This is a genomic window from Kribbella sp. NPDC003505 (assembly GCF_040610875.1).
In the GTDB taxonomy this organism is placed as follows: Bacteria; Actinomycetota; Actinomycetes; order Propionibacteriales; family Kribbellaceae; genus Kribbella.
Window position 1 is genome coordinate 721,498 of record NZ_JBEXNA010000001.1, and the last position, 16,823, is coordinate 738,320.

Sequence of the window (16,823 nt, forward strand, 5' to 3'; positions counted from 1 at the left end):
CGGTGTCTTCGGTGTCTTCGGTGTCTTCGGTGTCTTCGGTGTCTTCGGTGTCTTCGGTGTCTTCGGTGTCTTCGGTGTCTTCGGTGTCTTCGGTGTGGTCTGCTGCTGCACGCCTCCACTCTAGCTGGAAATAAATACGCTACATGTAGCGTTATCTAAATCCGAACGGCGGCAAGGAGCCGTCACCGCACACCCTGGAAATGGAAACCCGATGTACCCACTCGACAGCGACCACCGGCCGCCCAAGACGCGTCGCGCGCTGGACAACGTCAGCCGCTACCGCCACCCCGTCGCCTTCTACGTCCTGGCCACCGCCATCCCCTGGGCGCTGTGGTTCACCGCCGCCTGGCTGTCGCGGCAGCCCGATCCCACCCAAGTCACCCTCGCCGTCATGACCGGCCTCGGCTTGGCCGGCCTCGCCGCCCCGGTCGTCGTGGCGATCGGGTTCATCCGCAACGACGGGCTCACCCGCGACGTCCTCAGCCGCCTGATCGCGCCGCGCGGCACTCATACCTGGGTCTGGCTGGCCGCGCTCTTCCTGCTCCCAGGCTCGCTGCTGGTCGCCACCGCGGTCTCCATTCTGTTCGGCTACGACGTCTCGCAATTCCAGCTCCGCAACGGCTTCTCGTTCACGACCGGCCTGATGCCGGCATGGATCACGCTCATCCTGGCCCCCGTCCTGGAGGAACTCGCCTGGAAGACCTACGGGACGGATGCGCTCGCATCGCGGATGAACGTCTTGTGGACGTCGCTGGTATTCGGTGTGGTGTGGGTGCTGTGGCACGTGCCGCTCGGCTTCATCAAGGGCTACTACCAGGCGGAGGTCGTCGACGAGGGCCTGATCCATACCCTCAACTACACGGTCTCGCTGATACCGTTCGTCATTCTGATGAACTGGCTCTACTACCGTGGCGGCCGCAGCGTCCTGGTCGCGATCGTCTTCCACCTCGCCGCCAACTTCGGCAACGAGCTCTTCCTCACGGATCCGGACACCAAGGTGATCCAGACCGCCCTGCTGCTGATGCTGTCAGTCGTCGTGGTGTGGCGCGATCGCGAGCTCTTCCTGACGCCTCCCAGACGCCGCGCGTAACCGGGCTGTCAACGATTGCCGCTGCTCAGTCAGGTGGGGATCCAGGACGGCCACCAGGTGGGGACGCCGCCGGGGCATCGCGGGTCGGGTGAGTCGGCTGGTGTGCCTTGCCAGGCGAACACGAACCACGCGAAGACGACCACGGCGGCAAGTCCAGCCAGTACGCCGAGCAGTTTTTGACGCCTGGTGCTGCCGGAGACGACGGCGAAGACCAGGCCGAACAGGAACGTGTTGACGACCCACAGGAACGGCAGCACCAAGAACAGCAGAGTCCCGGAGTTGGCGGCGGCGTTGACGCCGACGTCGCAGGCCGCCCAACCATGGCCCAGCAGAGCGGCACCTCCGTAGGCAGCAGGGCCGCCGATCCAGGCGCCGAGGCGACGCCCAGCCGGAAAGCGATCCCGCCAGTACGACGGCTCCTCCTCCACCAGAATCGACCGCCACCACATCCGGTTGGCCTGATACGCGCGAGCTACCCAGTCGGTGACCGTAGGCCTCCGAACCCCCGTACCCGCCCTCTGCGCGCCACCCGCTCCACGAGCGAAGGTAGGACGCGGAACTGTGACTGGCCGTCCGGTGTCTCAAGGCCCCCTGGCCGGGCTGTCGAGATGGTGACGACCTGTGTTCCACTCTCGCCCGCGTCGGAGATCACTTCGCAGCGGACATCAACAGGTACAGGGAACGGACCATGCGGGGTTATCCGGTCCGCATCGTCGAAGATTGCCACCTTGTCGATGAGACTCCTCCGCTGGCCGTCAGCGTCGGTGAACACGACCTCGACGAGGCCGGGCTGCGGCTCGTCGTCGACCCAGCGCACCGCTTCACATCTGAGCGTTGTGATCACAGTCTTCGTCTTCGTCTACCGACTGGCGTGTGGTGGATCTGCGGGACCGTAGGGTGTGGCGGGTGGGATGGGATGTGTTGGGGTTGTGGGGGGACGACGCTGTTCGGGTTGAGCAGTTGTCGGGTGGAGTGGCCAATGACGTGTGGCGGGTGCGGGTTGGTGGGCGGCTGGCGGTTGGGCGGCTTGGGGGGCGGAGTGATGCTGACCTTGCTTGGGAGACCGAGCTGCTGAGGTATCTCGACCGTGAAGGGCTGACGGTACCGGTGCCGATTCCGACCGCGGACGGACGGCTATTTGCCGACGGGTTGGTGGTGATGACGCATCTGGACGGTGGACCTCCGGAGACGCAGGCCGACTGGCGTCGGGTGGCCGGCACGCTGCGTGAGTTGCATCGGTTGACGCGGGGCTGGCCGCAGCGGCCGGGGTGGCGGTCGTCGACCGATCTGCTGCACGCCGAGACCGGTACGAAGATCGATCTCGGCGCGATGCCTCCCGAAGGGGTGGTCCGATGCCGGGCCGCGTGGGCTCGGCTCGTTGGGCGTGAGACGTGCGTCGTCCACGGCGACCCCAACCCCGGCAACATCCGCCTGACCGCGGATCACGTCGGGCTGATCGACTGGGACGAGTCGCACGTCGACGTCCCGGACCTCGACCTCGTCCTGCCCGACAACGCCGCCGGCCTCGACGACGCCGCGTACGACGTCGCCGCCCAAGCCTCCGCCGCCTGGGAAGCCGCCGTCTGCTGGGACGACGACTACTCCGTCAAACGCCTCGCCGAAGTACGTCCGGTCTGAGCATCCGGGCGTGACGATCGAGTGGAGTGCTGAGGACCGCCGGTGGTTCGAGCGGCATGAGGCGCGCTTGCGGGAGCTGGTCGAGGAGCGACTGGCGGAGCACCGGCGTGTATGTGTTCGACATGGTCATCGCCGAGGACGACGACTCGACGGACGGGCCTCCTAACCGGTGGGTCGCACGGGACCACCACACAGGCGAACTGATCCAGCGGGTGCCGGCCGATGAGTTGGACGACTTCTACGCCCAGCACCTCGACTGGGTCGAGTACACGGGCCTGGTCGACGAACTGAGCGACCAGGCCAAAGACGAGTTACATCAGAATCCCTGAACGCCCGGCGACGTGGTCAGGGGAAGGCGGGGGGGCCGCCGTGGAGGGAGCGGCAGGTGGCTTCGGGGTCGGTGAAGAAGTTGGGGACCTGGGTCTTGGTGGTGTAGTAGCGGTGGAAGACGGGGGTCAGGGAGCCGGACAGGGGCGGGACGATCCAGCTCCAGTCGGCGGGGCAGTCGCGGCCGGCGCGTTCCTCTTTCTCCAGGTGGATGAGGAAGCGGCGGGACTCGGTGTGGTGGTCGGTGACGGTGACGCCGTTGAGGTTGAAGGAGTGCAGGACCGCGCGGTTGATCTCGACCAGCGCCTGGTCGCGCCACAGGGTCGCCTCGTGTGAGGTGTCCAGGCCCATCCGGTCCGCCACCTCGGGAACCAGGTCGTAGCGGTCGGTGTCGCCCAGGTTGCGGGCGCCGATCTCCGCGCCCATGTACCAGCCGTTGAACGGCGCCGCCGGATACGAGACGCCGCCGATGTCGAGCCGGTTGTTGCTGATCACCGGTACGGCATGCCACCGCAGCCCGAGCCCGGCGAACCAGGTCAGCTCGGGATGCTCCAGCGGCACTTCCTGCACCGCGTCCCCGGGCAGCTGGAACATCCGCGGACCCTCGTCGGCGGTCTCGACGACGAGCGGGAGTACGTCGAACGCGCCGGGCCGGTCGGGCGGTCGCCACCCGCGCTGGATCAGCTTGGTGGTGAACGCGCGGTACCGGGGATCGCCGAGCGATCGCCCGTTCGGCTGCTCGTACCCGGCGTACCGGATGAGCTGCTCGTTCCAGATCCGGGGCGCGGGCCGGTTCGGCGTCTCGGGGGCGAACACGCTGATCGTCGGCCGGATCTTGCCGCCGTTGTGCGCGCTCCGCAGATGCTCGAAGCAGTGCGCGGCGACGCTGCCCGCGTCGGACACCGTTCTCAGGTCGCGCACCTGCAGGCTCCGCCAGTACAGCCTGCCGATGCACCGCTTGTTGTTGCGCCAGGCGACGCGGGCGCCGAAGCTCAGCTCGTCGGCGGTGTGCCAGTACGTGCCGGTCAGGTCGATCTCCTGCATCACCGCCGCCAGCCGTGGCTCGAGCCGCCCGGCGCTCGGGTTCTCGCCGTAGAAGAGCTCGAGGAACTCCGTCGCCGCGGCACGCACGTGCTCGACGTCGGCGACATCGGGCGCGGGCTCCGACACGGGCGGCCCGGAGGACGCCCCGGACGAGACCGGACAGCCGGTACGCCGGTCGCCGCCCGACGGCTCAGCGCCGCCGTCGAGCCTTGGAGCGCCACCCTGCAGGCGGGAGCTGCCGCCCCGGCGGCGAGGTGCGAGCCGAGATTCGCCCGCTTGGGACCGAGGGTCGCCGGCTTGGGCTCGGGATTCGTCGGCTCGGGGGTGTCGGGGGCGGGGGCGCACCTCGACGGCGTAGGCGACGCAGATTCCGACCGCCAGGACCAGGATGGCCACGCCGAGTGCGATCGCTACAGCCGTTGGCAGGTCGCCGCCGAGGCCGAGCGCGCCGATGACGCCGGCTGCCACGGCCAGCCCGACAGCCGCCAGCGGGCGCGCCAACGGGCGCGCCGGAAGGCGGCGGCGAAGGGGTGGCGGCGCTTGATGGGCCGGAAGGCCCAACATGTCGTCCTCTGCGGGAGCGGGTCTCAGAGGAGCTCGCACCGGTCAGTCCGAGCTCGGAGACGCGGGGCCGCTCCCGTTCCGCAGGCGGACCTGCCAGTCGCTCATGTCGTCGAACCAGGCGTCCTTCTGGCGGGCCTCCGGCTCGCCGGGGACCGCTGCGCTCCCGATCCGGTCGACCTCGGTGGCGAACGTGTCCACGATCGACTGCATCCGCACCTGGGCCGTCTGGGCGTACGAGCGGACCTGCTGCCCGGCCGAGTCCATCGCCTCCTCGACGATTCGGCGCTCGTGGGCGCGTGCCTGCCCGATCCGCTCGCGGGCATCGCGGCTGACGTCCTGGACCATCTCCTCGGCGACGAGCTGCGCCTGGCTGAACAGCTGGACGATCTGCTCGTTCACGCGGTCGCCGGCCTGCTCGTACTCGTCCACCTGCGTCTGCGCGCGCTGGAGCTCGGCCCGGGTGCGCTGCAGCTCTGCCTGGAGACGCTGGTTCTCGGCCCGGCTCTCGCTGAGGTCGCTGGCCGTCGCGTGGACCTGCTCGGCCACCACGTCGAGGTAGTCGTACACCTGGTCGGCGTCGAGACCCCGTAGCCGGCGCTGGAACGTCTCGCCCCGGATCGCTTCGGGTGTCCGGTAGTGCGGAGAGCCGTGGCGGTGCTTTCCGTTCGTCACTTGTTGTCTCCTGACCTGGTCAACGCTGGGCCGGCGGTGGCGGTGTGCTCGTCAACGGCCGCGTAGTAAAAGTGCTCGTACTTGATGTGCTCGGTATCGACACCGGCGGCGGCGAGCCTCTCCAGCGTGTGCGCGACCATCTGCGGTCCGCCACACACCATCGCCGTACGCCCGTGCAGGTCCTGCTGCGCCGCGATCGTCCCGGCCTTGCCGCGCGTCCCCGGGTAGGAGGCGTCGTCGGACACGACCTCCGTGTAGTCGAACCACGGCCGGGTCTGAGCCAGCTCTTGCAGCCGGGGGCGCTCGTACAGGTGCCAGGGCATCCGTACGCCGTGCAACAGCTGGACCCGCGGCGCTGTGCGCGTCCGGTTCCACTCGTTGTCGATCTGCTCCAGGACCGCGAGCAGCGGGGCGAGACCCGTTCCGCCGGCGACCATCAGCAGGTCCCGTACGTCGTCGTCGCGCCGGGTCAGCCGCTCGCCGACCGGCGCGCCCAGCTTCACGGCGTCACCGGCTTTGAGCGACCGTACGACGCTCGGGCTCACCTGACCGCCGTCGATCTGCTGGACGTGCAGGTCGATCGAACCGTCGGCGCGCGGGGCGTTCGCCGGGCTGAAGTACCGCCACATCTTGGGGCGCTGCGGGATCTCCATCGAGATAAACTGACCGGGGCGGAAGTAGTACGCGCGCCGCGGCCGGACCGTGAGCAGGGTGAGATCCATGGTGCGCCGCTCGACCGAGAGCACGTCGGCGTCCCACCAGTCCGGGCTGGTCTCCGACGACGTCTCCGCGGACTCGACCACGATCCGGGCGATCACCTGGTAGGCGGCCGTCCAGTGCATGGCGAGGTCCTCGTCCCACTCGGGGCCGAGGAAGTGCTTCAGGGTCGCGCAGAGCGAGGCGCCGACGGCGTTGTAGTGCTCCGCGACGACGGCGTACTTGCGATGGTCGCGGCCGAGGTGCTGCAGGAAGGCCGCGTCCTGGTCGATCTGATTGGCATGGCTGACGATCCGGCCGAGCGCACTGACGAACTTGTCCCGCTGCCCGACATCGAGAGCGGGAACATCGCGCGCACTTCGGGATAGGAGACGAACAGGTGTGAGTAGAAGTACAGCGGCACCTGTTCACCGTGTCGCGTCACCCGGTCCCAGCTGTCCTGGAGGGCGTTTGCATCCATCGGGCTTCGCTATCCGGCTCGAGAAGGCAGCTCCTCGAGAGGTGCGAACGGCCCGTCAGCGGGTGCGATTGACTGCCGTTCGTCGGCAGGTCGCGCCGACGGGATACTGCGTTGACAAGGGTGTCCCAGTTCCAGTCCCCGAGTCTTCTTGTTCAGTCCTCCGTTTGTCTCCGCGGAGACCTACCCTCGGGCCTCGGCACCGAAACCGCCAATCGGACTTGAACGTGCCGAAAACCCTGAGCCCCGCTCAAACCCCTGTGAATTCAAACGATTGACAGTCTCAGGGAGCTCGGAGGAAGGCGATGCCGTCGACGGTGGCGGGGGCTGTCGAGGTGGAGATGATTTTCAGGGCTCCGGTGCGGAAGGGGGTCGTGGGGAGGTAGGTGACCACTCGGCTGGTGGTGGTGGCCGCGAGTGAGACGGTGCCGATCTTGATGTTGGCGTGGTAAATGTCCACGCGGCCTTGGCCCGGGCCGTGCAGGGCTACGAGGGCGATGCGCAGGCCTGCCTCGGTCGCCTTGGTCAGGTAGGCGCCGTTGGCCTTGAGGATGGTGGTGGTGCCCTGGAACGCCAGCGTGCTCGTGGAGCGGGTGACCGTGCCGGCCGACGTGAGCGCGCGGTCGTCCTCGGGGGCGACCGAGCAGATCGGAGCCGACCAGGCGGAGAGGTTGCCCAGGTAGTCGCGGGCGCGGACCATGAAGCACTCGTCCCAACCGAGACGTGGCGCCCAGGTGATCGACGTGATGCGCGTGTTCTGCCACACCGCCGGGTAGATCCACTTCCCGAACGCGACACCCGGCGCAGCGACCTTGTAGACCACGTCGTACGACGCGATGTCGGTGTCGTCCTTGTACGCCCAGCGCACCGTCGCGGATCCACTGAGCTGGACGCGATCACCGATCCGCCACGTGACCAGCGACGGCGCGGTCCCGTCCACCTCGCTGCAATACGACGCGCTCCATGCGCTCAGGTTGCCGGCGTAGTCACGCGCCCGCACCTGCCAGCACGTATCGGTGCCGATCGGCGCGGTAAGACTCGCTCCGGTCGTCTTCAGCCCCTGCCACGCGGCAGGCTGGACCCACGCGCCGTACGGCGATGTGCGGTTCGGGCGCTGCTGGTACTGCAGGTCGTAGCTGTTCACACCCGTCGCCGGCGAGTTCGGGTCCTGCGGGTCGTCGTACGCCCACTCGAAGGACAGACTCGTGTTGTCGCGGATCCGGTCACCCGCCGACGCAGCGGTCAGTATCGGCGCCACGGCGTCGGGGTGCTGCTGCGGGTCCGCGGTCAGCCAGCCCAGCGTGATCACGCGAGGCTTGCTCGACGCGTCGGCGTACACGATCTTCGCCAGTCCGGAGCCGTCCGCGCGGAAGCTGGGAGTCGCGGTGCGGATCGGCCCGTACCGGCGCTGGCCCAGCGCCGGGTCGTTCAGATCGGTCACCAGCAGGTCGGAGCCGGACGTCTGCACCGTGAAGCCGTTGCCCAATTGAGAGCCCGCGGCCACGGACAGGTTGCGCGGCGGCTGCGGCCCGTTGACGTCCACGACCTGGTTGCAACCGCTCAGCACAGCCCACCGGCCGTTGACGTCGTCGGGGCCGACTGTGCACGCGCCGGCGACCAGCACGGTCTTCACGACGCCGGTCGTCAGGTTCTTGCCGTCCAGGTGCCCTGGCTCGGTCACTTTCCAGACCGTGTCGCCCGCCATGGCGAACGGCGGGGCGAAGTCGGCCAGCTTGGCCTTCGTCGCGACGTCGTACACCTCAGCCGTCGCTGCCGCGGCCGCCCGGTGCGAGACGAGCTTGCCGCCCTTCCCCAGCAGCACCTCGTCCGTCGCGGGGAACGTGAGCCCGCCGACCTTCGCCGTACCGCTGTCGAAGGTCAGCAGCGACGACCCTTCGACCTGCAGCGGCTTACCGTCGTTCGAGCCTCCGGAGGCCGTCCAGGTGGTCCCGTTGTTGCTCGTCTCGTAGACAGGGTTCGAGACGACCACGCGCGTACCCGACATGCCGACGTCCACCGCGGTCTTCCCCGGGACGAGCACACCCTCCCCCAAGTGCTCCGGCGGGTCGGCGGCCATCACCTGCGACGACGCGGTCAACGGCAGCAGTACGACGGCACAAACAGCAGCCGCCTTCACGCGAAAGCTCGGCACAACAGACCCCCCAGCACTCCTACATCGTCGCGCCGCACCCTAGCCAGTAACCACCGGTAACGGAAGCGCCCCGGAAAACCGCGTGACACACAGTGACCGCAGGAGGATCCTGAAGGGCTGGCCAACAGTCACTCACCATTGAAGGGAACTGATGCAGGCGGGAATCACGGTGTCGGCGGCCGAGCTGCCCGAAGTACTGCTGCACGTGGCAGTGGTACGCCCTGTCTTCCTCTGGGGCGCACCAGGGATCGGGAAGAGCAGCCTGGTGCGAGCGTTCGCGGAATCGCTCGGTCTGGAATGCGTCACGCTCCTGGGCACCCAACTGGCGCCGGAGGACCTTATCGGCGTACCCCAGATCGTCGACGGCCGCAGCCGGTTCGCGCCGCCGGTGGCGATCGCCCGCGACGAGCCGTACTGCCTGTTCCTGGACGAGCTGAACGCGTCCTCCGCCGAGGTGCAGAAGGCGTTCTACTCGCTGATCCTGGACCGCCGCATCGGGGAATACGAGCTGCCCGAGGGCTCCGTCGTGATCGGGGCCGGTAACCGCGCCACCGACAACGCCCTGGCACGCCCGATGGCCAGCGCCCTGGTCAACCGGCTCGTACACATCCACCTGCGCGCCTCCGCGACCGACTGGCTGCGGTGGGCGGGGACGGCGGGTATCCACCCGTGGGTGCTCGAGTACCTGCGCAACCGTCCGGACCACCTGTGGACCGCGCCGCCGAAGACCGAGGAGCCGTTCTCGACCCCGCGCAGCTGGCACATGCTGTCGGACGCCCTCCTGTCGTACGGCGACGACGTGTCCGACGAGACCCTGCGGGTCCTTGCCTTCGGCACCTTGTCGGCGGCGCACGCGTCGACGTTCCGCGCCTATGTGAAGACGGTGCGGCACGCGTTCGGCCTGGATGCCGTGCTGAAGGGCGAGACCGGCTGGCCGTCCGCGCCGGAGGACCGGGACCTGCTGTACTTCCTGGCCGAGACGTTCCGGGCTCGGCTGGTCAAGGAACTGGCCTCCGACAAGGCGTCCGCGAGCCCAGCGGCCCGTCAGCTCGCACACCGCGGCAAGGCGCTGCTCGTCGAGCTGGCGGCGATCTCGCTGGAGGTGGCGCAGCTGGTGATCGCGGCCGACGACGACGGCCGCCCGGTGCTGCCGACGTGGTTCCTGGTCGAGGTCAGCCGCGACCTGCCGCGTCTTGTGGCCGCACGTGCCTAAGAAGAAGGCGCGACGGGACCTGGCCTGGGAGGCGATCCAGTCCGGCTGGGGCGTCATCGCCCGGCACCCGCTGTTCGCGCCGATGGCGGACTGGGCGCACAGCCCGCTCCGCGACGACAGCTGCCCGGCGGACGGCTGGGCGACCATCGACTCGAACGGTCAGATCCGTACGCACCGGACGCGCCGGGCGACGCCGGAGGAATGGTCGTGGGTCTTCGCGCACCTGCTGATCCACCTCGGCCTCGGCCACGCCGAGCGGGACCTGCCGGCAGCTGACCAGGCCATGAGCGCCTCGTACGACGTGGCGGTCAACCGCTACCTCCAGTCGCTCAAACTCGGTACGCCGGTCGTCGACCTCCCCGTGTCCTTCCCAGCGATGGAGGAGGACGCCCTGGCTCGGCTGTGGCGGCGCCAGGGGGTACCGGCAGACTACGAGCGCCTCGGCGTTGCCGGCCATGCACCGGACGTCCAGACCGCCCGCTGGAACGGCTGGGGCAAGCCGCCGAACTGGAGTGAGCTGTTCGCCGCCGGCCTCTCGGCTGCCGCCGCGGCAGCTGTCGACGTTGCCGGCGGCGCACGCTCCTCGCTGACCTCGGGTCGCGACGGCAGGGACAAGTGGGACCTGGCCCTGGGCTGGTTCGTGTCGTCGTACCCGTTGCTCGGCGCGATCGCGTCGAGCATGAAGGTCGTCGCCGAGACCGAACTCGCGCGCGGCTGGGACATCCACACCGCGGCGGTCAACGCGTCCGCCGGCGAGATCTACGTCAACCCGCTCACCGACCTCACGCTCAGCGAGTGGCGGTTCGTGATGGCGCACGAGATGCTGCACGCCGCGCTCCGGCACGGTGAGCGCGTCGGCGGCCGCGACCCGTACCTGTGCAACGTGGCCGCCGACCTGGTGATCAACGGCTGGCTCCTGGAGATGGGAGTCGGCACGATGCCCGACGGAGCGCTCCACGACCCCGCGCTCAAGGGCATGTCCGCCGAGGAGGTCTACGACCGCATCTCCACCGACCTGCGCCGCTACCGCAAGCTGGCAACGCTGCGCGGAGTCGGACTCGGCGACGTCCTCGGGCACCCGCTCCCGCATGCAGGCGAGGCCGCCCGCGCGGCCGGGCTGGACGACATCTATCGCCGCGCGTTGAGCACCGGGCTGGCCTACCACGACTCGTCCCGGGGCACGCTGCCTGCCGGACTGGTCGAGGAGATCCGCGCGCTGGACCACCCGCCGCTCGCCTGGGACGCGCAGCTGGCGCGCTGGTTCGAGGAGCACGTCCCGGCCGTCGAGAAGACCCGGACGTACGCCCGTGCCTCCCGGCGCCAGTCCGGTACGCCGGACATCCCGCGGCCGGGTTGGATCCGCCCCGTCGAGCTCGAACGGCTCCCGACGTACGGCGTCGTCCTGGACACGTCGGGCTCGATGGACCGCGAGCTCCTCGGCAAAGCACTCGGCGCGATCGCGTCGTACTCACGCGCCCGCGACGTACCGGCCGCGCGGGTCGTGTACTGCGACGCCGCGGCGTACGACGCGGGCTACGTGCCGGTCGACGACATCGCGGGCCGGGTGACGGTCCACGGTCGCGGCGGGACCGTGCTGCAACCCGGTGTCGACCTTCTCGAGCGCGCAGCCGACTTCCCTGCGCACGGGCCGATCCTGCTCCTCACCGACGGCCAGTGCGACGTCGTCCGGGTACGGCGGGAGCACGCGTGGCTGATCCCCCGTGGCGCGTCACTGCCCTTCACCGCAAGGGGTCCCGTGTTTCGCGTGGAGTGAACTGCATCTGCTCACGGCGAACAGGCGTAGTCGGACGACTCTGCTGAGTGACAGGTTCACAGGTATGGCATGGGTCGTGAGAGGCGAGTTCCGCAAGCTGTGGATCGGGCAGCTGGTGTCGGCGTCGGGCAGTGCGGTCACCACTGTCGCGCTGCCGCTGGTCGCCGTCGTCAGCCTGCAGGCGTCAGCAGTGCAGATGGGTGCGCTGTCGGCGTTGACGATCTCGCCGCACCTCGTGTTCGGCCTGCTGGCCGGGATCTGGGTCGACAGGTGGTCCCTGCGCCTCGTGCTGATCTGGACCGACGTCGGGCGGCTGCTCCTGCTCGGTTCAGTGCCTGCCGCGGCGGCACTGGGCTGGCTGCGCATCGAGCAGCTGTACGCCGTCGCCGTACTGACCGGAGTGCTGACTCTGTTGTCCGACACCGCGTCCCAGACGATGATCCCGCGGCTGGTGCCACGGGCTGAGCTGATGCAGGCGAACAGCGCCGCGCTGCTCAATCTCAACCTTGCCTCGACGCTCGGTCCCTCCGCGGCAGGCCTCCTCATCCAGGTGCTCACAGCACCGTTCGCGATCGTCGTCGACGCGGCGTCGTACGTCGTGTCCTCGGTGGCGGCGTACCTCATCCGTGAGCCTGCCCGTGGAGTTGCGCCGGAGCGGTCCCAGGTGCGGCTGTCGGCCGGACTGCGCGTGCTGTTCGGCGACCGGATTCTGCGGCCACTCGTGGTGTCGGCGGCTGTTGCGGCCATGGCCGGAGCGATGCAGGGGCCGCTGGTCGTGCTGTTCCTGATCCGGGAGCTGCACAAGTCACCGGCGTTCGTGGGGCTCTCGCTGACCGCATTCGGAGCTGCCGCGGTGGCAGGTACGTTCGTCGCCCCCGGCTGGTGCCGGCGCGTAGGAATCGGCCGCTCCTATCTCAGCGGTGTGTTTCTGGCGTCCCTCAACGGCGTCGCATTGTTTTCCGGCGTGACGCCGCTCATCCTGCTCGGACAGGTACTCGCCGGGCTCGGAATGTCCCTGTTCGCCGTCCCGCAACGGACCCTGCGACAGTCCACGGCCCCACCGCACCTGCTGGGTCAGGTGACCGCCTCGTGGCGGACCCTGGTGATCGGCGGCCAGACCGCCGGAGCAGCGGTCTCCGGCGTCCTGGCCACCGCGATCCAGATCCGTCCGACGCTGCTGCTGGCCACCGGCGGCATGCTCGGCGGGCTGCTGATCGCCCTCTGCTCCCCGCTCCGGGACCTCGGGGCACTGCCCGATGAGGCATCAGGTCAGCGATCGATCGCCACGCACTGATCATGGAACGTGATAGGTCCGAAACCCCTCGCCGCCTGGCACCAGGACGGCCTATTGCGACAAGCGGTAATTCATCGCCCGGGAATGGAATTGGCAGGACAAGCGCTTACCCACTGAGCGATACTGGAAAGTGCGCCGTTTTCAGGTCGCCGAAACCCCTTTGACGAAGTAGATGGGAAGTGCGCCCGTCCAGATGCCCTCCGAGCACGCTGTCCAAGCGCCGTCGATCGCTGCCCCTACCACCCGTGCCCCCGAACGTAGCCGCAATCTGTGGCGGTTGCGTCCCTATCTGAAGCCCCACCGCTGGCGCCTCTCGGTGATGTTCACCACCGCGATGCTCGGCGTCGCCGTCAGCCTCACCGTCCCGCTGGTCACCAGGGCCATCATCGACGGCCCGGTCACCCGGCGCGAGCTGAGCATGCTGGTCCCGCTGGCCCTGCTGGCCCTCGGACTCAGCATCTCCGAGGTCCTCCTGGTCTGGATGCGCCGCTGGGCGCAGTCCCGGACCGTCAGCGACCTGGAGGCCACGCTCCGGCACGACCTGTACGTCCGGCTGCAGTCGCTGCCGATGGAGTTCCACACCCGCTGGCAGAGCGGCCAGCTGCTGTCCCGCGTCACCACCGACCTGTCCACCATCCGCCGGTTCATGGGCTTCGGCCTGCTGTTCCTGGTGATGAACATCCTGCAGCTGGTCGTGGTCACGATCCTGCTGCTCCAGCTCTACTGGCCGCTCGGTCTGGTGGTCCTCGTGGCCGCCGTGCCGATCGTGATGGTCTCGCTGAAGTTCGAGAAGAAGTACCTGCGGATCTCGCGCAAGGTGCAGGACCAGCAGGGCGACCTGGCCACCCGGATCGAGGAGTCGGCGCTCGGCTTCCGGGTGATCAAGGCGTTCGGCCGCCGGCCGCACGTCCAGGCGCAGTTCGACGACGAGGCGACCACGCTGTACCACACCGAGGTCGAGAAGGTCCGGCTCGCATCCCGGTTCTGGAGCTTCCTCGGCGTCATCCCGAACCTGACCCTGGTGATCGTGCTGCTGCTCGGCGCGCTCGCCGTCGGCCGGGAGGCGATCACGCTCGGCACCCTGGTCGCGTTCATCACGCTGATGCTGTCGCTGGTCTGGCCGGTCACCTCGCTCGGCGCGATCCTCGCGATGGCCCAGGAGGCGATGACCGCGGCGGACCGGATCAGCGAGATCCTCGACACCCACTCGGTGATCAAGTCCGGTGCGGAGGAGCTCACCCAGCCGCGCGGTCACCTGCGCTTCGAGCACGTCGGGTTCCGGTTCTCCGACGACTCCACCGAGGTGCTGCACGACATCAACCTCGACCTGACCCCTGGTACGACGCTCGCACTGGTCGGCGCCACCGGGTCCGGCAAGACCACGCTGACCGCACTGGTCCCCCGGCTGTACGACGTGACAGCGGGGCGGATCACGATCGACGGACACGACATCCGGGACCTGACCCTGGTGTCGCTGCGGACGGCGGTCGCGTCCGCGTTCGACGATCCCACGCTGTTCTCCATGAGCGTCCGGGAGAACCTCACGCTCGGCCGTCCGGACGCCACCGACGCCGAGGTCCAGCAGGCGCTGGAGGTCGCCCAGGCACAGTTCGCCAACGACCTCCCGTGGGGCCTCGAGACACGTGTCGGTGAGCAGGGCATGTCGCTGTCAGGCGGTCAGCGCCAGCGACTCGCACTGGCGCGGGCAGTGCTCGCCAAGCCCGCCGTACTGGTGCTGGACGACACCCTGTCGGCTCTCGACGTACACACCGAGGCCCTGGTCGAGGAAGCACTGCAGAACGTGCTCTCCGAGACCACCGGCATCGTGGTCGCGCACCGCGCGTCGACGGTGATGCTGGCCGACAAGGTCGCACTGCTGCAGAACGGCACAGTCACCCACGTAGGAACCCATCAAGAGCTGCTTGCGACGGTCCCGGAATACCGGCACCTGCTGGCAGCAGAGGAAGAGGAGGTGCACGCATGACGACGACCCAGCAGACACCTCCTCGTACGGAGACGAAGGACGAACAGCTACCGGAGGAGCAGAGCTGGCGGGGTCAGTTCGAGGAGGACCCCGACCGGGAGATCTCCCGGGCCACCAGCATCCGGCTGAAGGAGGACTCCCGGAAGCTGCTCGGTGAGCTGCTCAGGCCGTACCAGAAGCTGATCTGGCTGCTGGTCGTGATCGTGATCGTCGAGAACGGTGCCCGGCTCGCCGTGCCGTACCTGGTGCACCTGGGCATCGACAACGGCATCCCGCCGATCCTCGCCGGTCAGGGCTCGCGGGAGCTGATCACGATCGTGATCGCCGTGCTCGCCTCGGCACTGCTGCAGGCCTGGGCACGGCAGTTGTTCCTGATGCGCTCCGGCCGGCTCGGTCAGACCATCCTCCTCGGTCTGCGGCGCCGGGTCTTCGACCACTTCCAGCGGCTCAGCCCGGCCTTCCACGACAAGTTCACCTCGGGCCGGGTGATCTCCCGGCTGACGTCCGACGTCCAGGTCATCGACGAGATGCTGGCGAACGGCTTCGACGGTCTGGTCACCGCAGCGCTGACCCTGGTGGGTACGGCGATCATCCTGCTCACGCTGGACCTCAAGCTCGGTCTGCTCGCCCTGCTGTCGTTCCCGGCGCTGCTGATCCTGACGGCCTGGTTCCGGAAGCGGTCCGCGGTCGTCTACCGGCAGACCCGGGAGGCGGTCGTGCTGGTCATCGTGCACTTCGTCGAGTCGATGACCGGGATCCGCGCGGTGCAGGCGTTCCGTCGCGAGCCGCGCAACGAGGAGATCTTCCACGGCGTCAACGACCGCTACCGGAAGGCGAACCTGGAGTCGTTCCGGCTGAACGCGATCTTCATGCCGTCGATCAAAGGCGTGGGCAACATCACCATCGTCGCGATCCTGGCGTACGGCGGTTACCAGGCCTACCACGGGCACGTGACGGTCGGCGTCCTGACCGCGTTCCTGCTGTACCTGCGGCAGTTCTTCGAGCCGCTGCAGGACATCTCGCAGTTCTACAACACCTTCCTGTCCGCGTCGGCGGCGCTGGAGAAGCTGTCCGGTGTGCTGAACGAGACCCCGGACGTGCCGGAGCCGATCCAGCCGGCCAAGCCGGGCCCGGCGCACGGCCACCTCGAGCTGCGGAACGTGCGCTTCGAGTACGTCGACGGCGTACCGGTACTGCCCGGTCTGCAGCTGGACGTCCCGGCCGGTCAGACACTGGCCCTGGTCGGTACGACGGGTGCCGGCAAGACCACGATCGCGAAGCTGGTGGCCAGGTTCTACGACCCGACGGGCGGGCATGTGCTGCTCGACGGTGTCGACCTGCGGGACCTGTCCGAGGACGACCTGCGCGAGCGGGTCGTGATGGTGACGCAGGAGAACTTCCTCTTCACCGGTTCGGTCGCGGACAACATCCGGTTCGGCAAGCCGGGCGCGACGATGGAGGAGGTCGTCGAGGCCGCGAAGGTGATCGGCGCGCACGACTTCATCATGGCGCTGCCGAACGGGTACGAGACCGCGGTCGAGAAGCGCGGCTCCCGGTTGTCCGCGGGGCAGCGGCAACTGGTCGCGTTCGCGCGGGCGTTCCTGGCCAACCCCGCCGTCCTGATCCTGGACGAGGCGACGTCGAGCCTCGACATCCCCAGCGAACGGCTGATCCAGCGGGCGCTGAAGACGATCCTGGCCGACCGGACGGCGATCGTCATCGCCCACCGGCTGTCCACGGTCGAGACCGCCGACCGCGTCCTGGTGCTGGAATACGGCCAGATCATCGAGGACGGCGCGCCCGACCACCTCATCACCGTCGACGGCCACTACGCCGGACTGCACCAGGCCTGGGAGGAGTCCCTGGCCTGACCTGACGGCACACAGCGGGGCGCAGG

The 16,823-nt window shown here is 68.7% G+C and carries 14 protein-coding genes; 9 read left to right on the forward strand and 5 right to left on the reverse strand.

Annotated features, from left to right (window positions below):
- Positions 1-211: 211 nt before the first annotated feature.
- A complete protein-coding gene (locus ABZX12_RS03435) occupies positions 212-1,090 on the forward strand; it encodes a CPBP family intramembrane glutamic endopeptidase (protein WP_355689408.1) in 879 nt (292 codons plus the stop codon).
- Between the two features lie 29 nt (positions 1,091-1,119).
- On the opposite strand, the gene ABZX12_RS03440 is transcribed toward ABZX12_RS03435, so the two are convergent.
- The gene (locus ABZX12_RS03440; protein ID WP_355689410.1) at positions 1,120-1,539 is read right to left on the reverse strand and encodes a hypothetical protein; all 420 of its coding nucleotides are present in this window, start codon (positions 1,537-1,539) and stop codon (positions 1,120-1,122) included.
- 469 nt (positions 1,540-2,008) lie between these two features.
- Here ABZX12_RS03440 and ABZX12_RS03445 point away from each other — a divergent pair, with 469 nt between their 5' ends.
- On the forward strand, positions 2,009-2,728 hold the full coding sequence (locus ABZX12_RS03445) for a phosphotransferase (RefSeq protein WP_355689726.1): 720 nt from the start codon (positions 2,009-2,011) through the stop codon (positions 2,726-2,728).
- A gap of 107 nt (positions 2,729-2,835) precedes the next feature.
- Positions 2,836-3,057: a hypothetical protein gene (locus tag ABZX12_RS03450; RefSeq protein ID WP_355689412.1), complete on the forward strand. Its 222-nt coding sequence runs from the start codon at positions 2,836-2,838 to the stop codon at positions 3,055-3,057.
- 16 nt (positions 3,058-3,073) lie between these two features.
- Here the strand turns inward: ABZX12_RS03450 and ABZX12_RS03455 are convergent, their stop codons facing one another.
- From ABZX12_RS03455 to ABZX12_RS03465, 3 genes are all read right to left on the reverse strand, one after another.
- Entirely contained in the window at positions 3,074-4,225 is a 1,152-nt protein-coding gene (locus ABZX12_RS03455) for a nitric oxide synthase oxygenase (RefSeq protein WP_355689414.1), read from the reverse strand.
- 480 nt (positions 4,226-4,705) lie between these two features.
- On the reverse strand, positions 4,706-5,335 hold the full coding sequence (locus tag ABZX12_RS03460; protein WP_355689416.1) for a DivIVA domain-containing protein: 630 nt from the start codon (positions 5,333-5,335) through the stop codon (positions 4,706-4,708).
- Positions 5,332-6,324 carry an FAD-binding oxidoreductase gene (locus ABZX12_RS03465; RefSeq protein ID WP_355689728.1) on the reverse strand — a complete coding sequence of 331 codons (993 nt, stop codon included), beginning with the start codon at positions 6,322-6,324 and terminating at the stop codon, positions 5,332-5,334. The genes ABZX12_RS03460 and ABZX12_RS03465 overlap by 4 nt, the downstream gene beginning before the upstream one ends.
- Here ABZX12_RS03465 and ABZX12_RS03470 point away from each other — a divergent pair.
- A complete protein-coding gene (locus ABZX12_RS03470; RefSeq protein WP_355689418.1) occupies positions 6,253-6,420 on the forward strand; it encodes a hypothetical protein in 168 nt (55 codons plus the stop codon). The genes ABZX12_RS03465 and ABZX12_RS03470 overlap by 72 nt on opposite strands.
- A 372-nt stretch (positions 6,421-6,792) precedes the next feature.
- On the opposite strand, the gene ABZX12_RS03475 is transcribed toward ABZX12_RS03470, so the two are convergent.
- Positions 6,793-8,661, reverse strand: coding sequence for a hypothetical protein (locus tag ABZX12_RS03475; protein WP_355689420.1), 1,869 nt, complete (start codon positions 8,659-8,661; stop codon positions 6,793-6,795).
- A 151-nt stretch (positions 8,662-8,812) separates the two neighbouring features.
- Here ABZX12_RS03475 and ABZX12_RS03480 point away from each other — a divergent pair, with 151 nt between their 5' ends.
- The 5 genes from ABZX12_RS03480 to ABZX12_RS03500 all read left to right on the forward strand — a co-directional run bounded on the left by ABZX12_RS03480 (position 8,813) and on the right by ABZX12_RS03500 (position 16,797).
- The gene (locus ABZX12_RS03480) at positions 8,813-9,874 is read left to right on the forward strand and encodes a MoxR family ATPase (RefSeq protein WP_355689422.1); all 1,062 of its coding nucleotides are present in this window, start codon (positions 8,813-8,815) and stop codon (positions 9,872-9,874) included.
- Positions 9,867-11,648, forward strand: coding sequence for a hypothetical protein (locus ABZX12_RS03485; protein ID WP_355689424.1), 1,782 nt, complete (start codon positions 9,867-9,869; stop codon positions 11,646-11,648). The genes ABZX12_RS03480 and ABZX12_RS03485 overlap by 8 nt, the downstream gene beginning before the upstream one ends.
- Positions 11,649-11,712: 64 nt before the next feature.
- Complete coding sequence (locus ABZX12_RS03490) at positions 11,713-12,942, forward strand: MFS transporter (protein ID WP_355689426.1); 1,230 nt, start codon at positions 11,713-11,715, stop codon at positions 12,940-12,942.
- A 277-nt stretch (positions 12,943-13,219) separates the two neighbouring features.
- Entirely contained in the window at positions 13,220-14,926 is a 1,707-nt protein-coding gene (locus ABZX12_RS03495) for an ABC transporter ATP-binding protein (RefSeq protein ID WP_355689428.1), read from the forward strand.
- Positions 14,923-16,797, forward strand: coding sequence for an ABC transporter ATP-binding protein (locus ABZX12_RS03500; protein ID WP_355689430.1), 1,875 nt, complete (start codon positions 14,923-14,925; stop codon positions 16,795-16,797). Before ABZX12_RS03495 ends, ABZX12_RS03500 begins: the two co-directional genes overlap by 4 nt.
- Positions 16,798-16,823: the final 26 nt, after the last annotated feature.